General features: G+C 28.2%; 8 protein-coding genes. All 8 read right to left on the bottom strand.

Annotated features, from left to right (window positions below; genetic code table 11):
- Nucleotides 1-661, bottom strand: a 661-nt coding sequence (locus BUA90_RS11920; protein WP_143146287.1) for a tyrosine-type recombinase/integrase, incomplete at its 3' end; no start/stop codon positions are given.
- Nucleotides 658-1650, bottom strand: coding sequence for a rolling circle replication-associated protein (locus BUA90_RS11915; RefSeq protein ID WP_072968863.1), 993 nt, complete (start codon nt 1648-1650; stop codon nt 658-660). The genes BUA90_RS11915 and BUA90_RS11920, both read right to left, overlap by 4 nt.
- A gap of 382 nt (nt 1651-2032) precedes the next feature.
- A complete protein-coding gene (locus BUA90_RS11910; RefSeq protein ID WP_072968861.1) occupies nt 2033-3082 on the bottom strand; it encodes a zonular occludens toxin domain-containing protein in 1050 nt (349 codons plus the stop codon).
- Nucleotides 3083-3095: 13 nt separating this feature from the next.
- Nucleotides 3096-3371: a hypothetical protein gene (locus tag BUA90_RS11905; RefSeq protein ID WP_072968859.1), complete on the bottom strand. Its 276-nt coding sequence runs from the start codon at nt 3369-3371 to the stop codon at nt 3096-3098.
- Between the two features lie 8 nt (nt 3372-3379).
- Entirely contained in the window at nt 3380-3697 is a 318-nt protein-coding gene (locus BUA90_RS11900) for a hypothetical protein (protein WP_072968857.1), read from the bottom strand.
- A gap of 38 nt (nt 3698-3735) precedes the next feature.
- Nucleotides 3736-4329, bottom strand: coding sequence for a hypothetical protein (locus BUA90_RS11895; RefSeq protein ID WP_072968855.1), 594 nt, complete (start codon nt 4327-4329; stop codon nt 3736-3738).
- Nucleotides 4330-4385: 56 nt separating this feature from the next.
- Nucleotides 4386-4553, bottom strand: coding sequence for a hypothetical protein (locus tag BUA90_RS12460; protein ID WP_159430033.1), 168 nt, complete (start codon nt 4551-4553; stop codon nt 4386-4388).
- A gap of 19 nt (nt 4554-4572) precedes the next feature.
- Nucleotides 4573-4797: a hypothetical protein gene (locus BUA90_RS11890; protein WP_143146286.1), complete on the bottom strand. Its 225-nt coding sequence runs from the start codon at nt 4795-4797 to the stop codon at nt 4573-4575.
- Nucleotides 4798-4862: the final 65 nt, after the last annotated feature.

Here is a 4862-nt window from a genome sequence, read left to right as displayed (position 1 = left end):
GACTTAAAAATAATCTATTAGTAGGGTAATCTGGCATAGGTCTATAACCATTTACATATTTAAAAAGCAATTTTTTTGTATATAATCCCATTGGTACAATTCTATCTTTTTGACCTTTACCAGTTACTTTAATTACATTTTGAGTAAAATGAACATTTTCAATATTCAAAGTAATTACTTCATCACGTCTTAAACCACTATCTAACATTAAACTTATCATACATTTATTTCTAAGTCCGAACTCAGTATTATCATTAATTGCTTTATAAATTTTTGCAATTTCTTCTTCACTGAGTATTTCTACAACTTTTTTAGGTGCTTTTGGTAATTTATATTTTTCTCCAATATTTTCAGCAATATAACCTTCTTTATATAACCAGTTTATAAAAACTCTAACTGCTCTCATATAAGTTTGTATTGTAGTTTTAGAGATTTTTTTCTTTAAATCAGTTTCGAAGTTATAATTTTTATCTTTATCCATAAGATATATTTGATACTTTTTTATATCTTGCAAAGTTAAAGTATCAATCATTTTGTCAGAACCTAAAAAATGAATAAAATAATCTATAAATCTATCATAATTAGATATTGTTATTTCTGTATTTCCTTTAAGTTGTTGGTCTATCAAAAATAATTCTTTAGCTTTTTCAATTGTTATCATACCACCACTCCTTGTCGCTTTTCATAATAAATTCTAGCTTTATGCATAACAGCTTCAATAGAATAATAAGTATCTGCATCTATCATTTTTTCTACATCTCTATATCTAACTTTTACTGACTTGTTATATACTGATTTCATGATTTTATATATTGTGTTTATTGCATTTATAATCATATCTTTAATAGATTTATTTTCTATTTCATAGTTATTAATTTCTACTTTGCCAATAAATTCATTTTCATATTCGTGACTAGTAACATGAAAATCTCTAAGCATAGCTATAAATGACTCATAAAGTTCTTTGTCTATGTTAAGTTTAAAAATGTCTGGCTTGTTTAATCCTCTTGATACAAAATATCTTTTTTGATTAAGCAGTCCTTTTTCAAGATATATTTCATAGTTATCTTCACCTTTTGAATTTTCTTTATTTATGTATTTAGCAACATATTTTGCAAAGTCTTCTATTTCTTCTTTTTTATTAACTGATTCAACAAATGTAAAACCAAGTCCCCAAATTTTTGAAAATTCTTTTTGTTCTATAAATGGCAAATTGAAATACAACACATGAAAATGAACTGCTCCGCGCTTTTGAAATTCTGGAATACATATATATTTAAGTACATTTTTATTTACTCCATAAAGATAGTAAGAAAGACGTTTATTAAACTTTGTAAATTCAGCATTTGCAGTTTTAAGGTCCGTTACATTTTCAGCAAAAGTTAATGTCCAAAACTTTGGTCTTTGAATATTTCCATGATAATCTGGAATACAGTTTATATTACAAGCTATTATGTCAAATACTTTTTTTCTTGCTCTAATAATTGATTTTATGAAATTTTCTCTATTTTTATCGCTCTCCCCACGTTTAGTTGTAGAAGGGGGATTTTTAACTGTAAAGTTAAATTGATTAGTCTTTGTATATTTTTTTAATGTTATATGTCTACCGGCTATTTTTACTTCAAAATTGAAAGACATTAAATCTAGCATAGTTAAAACCCCCTCCTGCAACTAGATTAGCCATCTTTTACTTTTAACCGGACACTTTCGCATTAAGTGTCCAATTACTCAAGTGAAGCTATTCGACCCGAAAGGTCTACTTACTACGATTTTTTTAAAATGGCTAAGAGTAAGTTATGAATTTATCAAAACAATACTTCGCCACGTTAGTTTGTTATATGTCTTTTAGTTTTCTTATGAGCTGGTCGACGTAGTTTTTGACACTTACGCTCGAAAGTTGGAGGGTCGCGAATAGCTATCCCTCCGAAATAAATACTCTTATAAGCTAATAGAACATAAGGGATTATTAGCTTAAATGGTCTTTATCGCTAAGCTTTCAAAATCAGTCTACGCCCGATGGTCTTTTTTTTTATTAAATTACTTTCTCGAGCTCTTTTTTTAATTCAATATTCAATGTTTCAATTTTTTCTAATATCTTTTTCTTTTCTTGTTCTCTTTTTATATCTTCTATTTGTTTTACAATTCTATCTCTTATACTAATGATATTTCTAATTTCTTTAGGTTCTAAATTATCTTGGTGTTCTAATAATGCTTCAATCTTCGGCAATAATTCATTTTGTTTTACTTCAAAGTCTTCTATTTCTTCAGCAAGTTTTTCAACTAATTGTAAAGTATTATATTTCCTATATAAATCATCACTAGCAACATAAGGCTTAATAAAATCAGCTCTTGATTTTTTCCCTGTAAATTGAGCTTCATAATCAATTTTTTTAAAATAATATCTAGTAAACCACCTATCCAAACCAAAATGATTTTTACAAAGAACAACATAATTAGCAAGGTCTCTAAAATTCTTATTTAAACGCTCATAACGTTGTGTAGAACATATAAATTGTTTTCTAAGTTTTCTATTCAAACTAAGCTGTGCAAGCATTTCAGGTGGGAAATTTCTAAAATCAGTAGATTCAAACGTTAAATGTGCTTCATCTAAAGCTATAATCGAATTACTTTCTGCTCTAACTATATCTTGCCAACAACGAATAGCCCCTGTTTGTCCTTTATAATTAAAATTAGTATAAACTTTAATTGTTGGGTCTTCTTTACGCTTTTCTTCAATATGTTTTACCATTGATAAAGTTTTACCCTCTCCCGGATTAGCAACAAATATATAAATTCCCCACAATGCTTTCTTTTTTCCCCTAATCATGTCTATCAAAAGCCAGCGAAACAAGTCAAATAAAAAAGGTAATTTCATCTTTGTTATCTTCCACTTAAACCAAAGTTTAAAATTCTTTTTTCTTAAATTTCTAATATACTGTTTCTTATGCTGTTTTAGCCATTTTTGTCTTTTTTTCTCTTTATTACGCTTCTCTAATTTAATCTTCTTTTGCAACTGTTTCCTTCTCTTTAATTCCTGTTCAAACAATATTTCTTTTTTACTCTTTTTCTTCCTAAAAAACATATACAAACCTCCACTAAGGTATAATATCTGCTATTCGTCTAATTACCCAGTTAACTGCAAATACTGTAAACATAAATAACCTAAAACCTATCATGAGAGATAAAATAAAAAATATATCATTAACTGGTATTAATATACCTGCTCCTGCAACTAGATTAGCCATATATTGTATTGAATTTGAAAGCTTATCTCCTATACCTAAATCAAAGCTAGGAATAAGGTCAATCATATTTCCTATAAAATTAATAACTGACACTAATAAACCTTCCAAAAGTCCTAAATCCTGCATTTTTTCACCTACCCAACATGCAGCTTAACATCAAGCTTATTCAATATAAATCTAGCAAAAGCTATCCACAAAGCACATCGAAGAAATATCTTTCCCCAGTCTAAAACAGGCTTTGCATATGTTAAATCTAAAAAACATACTCTAGTACCACCCAACCAAGAAGGAAGCTTCATATAAAATTTTCCTTCATGTTCTTGTTGCATAGAATTTATCTGTTTTAAACTATCTGCTATTTGAAAGAAAAAAGAAAATTTTTGTTCTAATTTTTCTTTAAAGTTTATATGCGATTTAATTTTGTCAAAATCAACATAAAATGCCCATTTCAATAAATCCCTAAGCTTACTAACTAAACCATCTAAAAAATCTATAATCGGCTGAATAATCCTCTGAAAACCTTTAATAATCGACGAGCCAAAAGAATTAATCCAAGAGTGGTCGGTACTACTGCTAGTATTAGAATTGTTATTATCTTGACTACTTCCATTACTGTCATCTTGCCCTGCTTCATCAACTCCACTACTGGATTGTGTAAAAAAAAACTATCTGCATGAAATAAAATTCTTTCTTCATCTGGCTTATCGCCAACACCAAGATCCTCATAATAAATATTAACTGAAGAACTTAAAAAAGTAGGTTTATACAGAGAAATCCTTCTAGAATGAATTTCATCATTTAAAAACCAAGAACCACCACGATAATTAAGCTCTCTAATATTACTATCATCTTCAATAACTAAATTAACGCAAGAATCATCAAGCCACACAAGGCTAGAAGTATTAAAAAGATACACATTTTTTCTCCCACTTTCACTAACAAAAACATAATCAGTTTTACCAGTTTGTTTTAAAAACTTATCAAAAGAAGGAAATTCATTCAAATCATAACTATTAGCAAATGAAAAACTAATAATACTAAAAAGAAAAATAAAAACTAATAAAATACAAACTATTCTTTTCAAAACTACACCCCCTAATTAATTAAAAGGTAGCGACATTAGCCACTACCCAAAATTTATTATGCATTAGACAACATAGACTTAACCCACCTAATACCATATCTAGCACCTTTAGCAATAGCCATAACACCTATAACAGCAGGTACACCAATAACTACTACATCTGTAACCATAGATGTCATACTAGTAAAACCTGCCTCTATTGCAGTCTTTACAGCTTCTGGCATGTTTTTTCACCCCCTTTTGCTAATAAAAATCACCTATAATATTTGAAACTGTTTTATATATAAATGCTAATATAAAACACACAATAAGAAATATAAGACAAGTACTCTCAAAGCTAATAGCATTTAAAATCTTTTCTTGATTATCTATTATTGTTTGTAAATGAGATTCTACAGTTTGCAAATTATTAACTAACTGTTCTTCCATAAAACCATCTCCAAATAATTCTTTTTCGGTTGTTTTCATTGCCACTTCGTGTCTGCTGAAAAACAACCGAAAAAGAATTTATTTTCTGAAAGCTTCTAAAAACT

The organism is Caminicella sporogenes DSM 14501 (genome assembly GCF_900142285.1).
GTDB classification, from domain to species: domain Bacteria; phylum Bacillota; class Clostridia; order Peptostreptococcales; family Caminicellaceae; genus Caminicella; species Caminicella sporogenes.
This window is presented reverse-complemented; position numbering and strand designations above follow the sequence as displayed.

Coding starts and splice junctions, on each gene's coding strand:
- BUA90_RS11915 (WP_072968863.1), bottom strand. CDS start 1,650: ATGCTAGATTTAATGTCTTTCAATTTTGAAGTAAAAATAGCCGGTAGA.
- BUA90_RS12460 (WP_159430033.1), bottom strand. CDS start 4,553: ATGCCAGAAGCTGTAAAGACTGCAATAGAGGCAGGTTTTACTAGTATG.
- BUA90_RS11905 (WP_072968859.1), bottom strand. CDS start 3,371: ATGCAGGATTTAGGACTTTTGGAAGGTTTATTAGTGTCAGTTATTAAT.
- BUA90_RS11890 (WP_143146286.1), bottom strand. CDS start 4,797: ATGAAAACAACCGAAAAAGAATTATTTGGAGATGGTTTTATGGAAGAA.
- BUA90_RS11910 (WP_072968861.1), bottom strand. CDS start 3,082: ATGTTTTTTAGGAAGAAAAAGAGTAAAAAAGAAATATTGTTTGAACAG.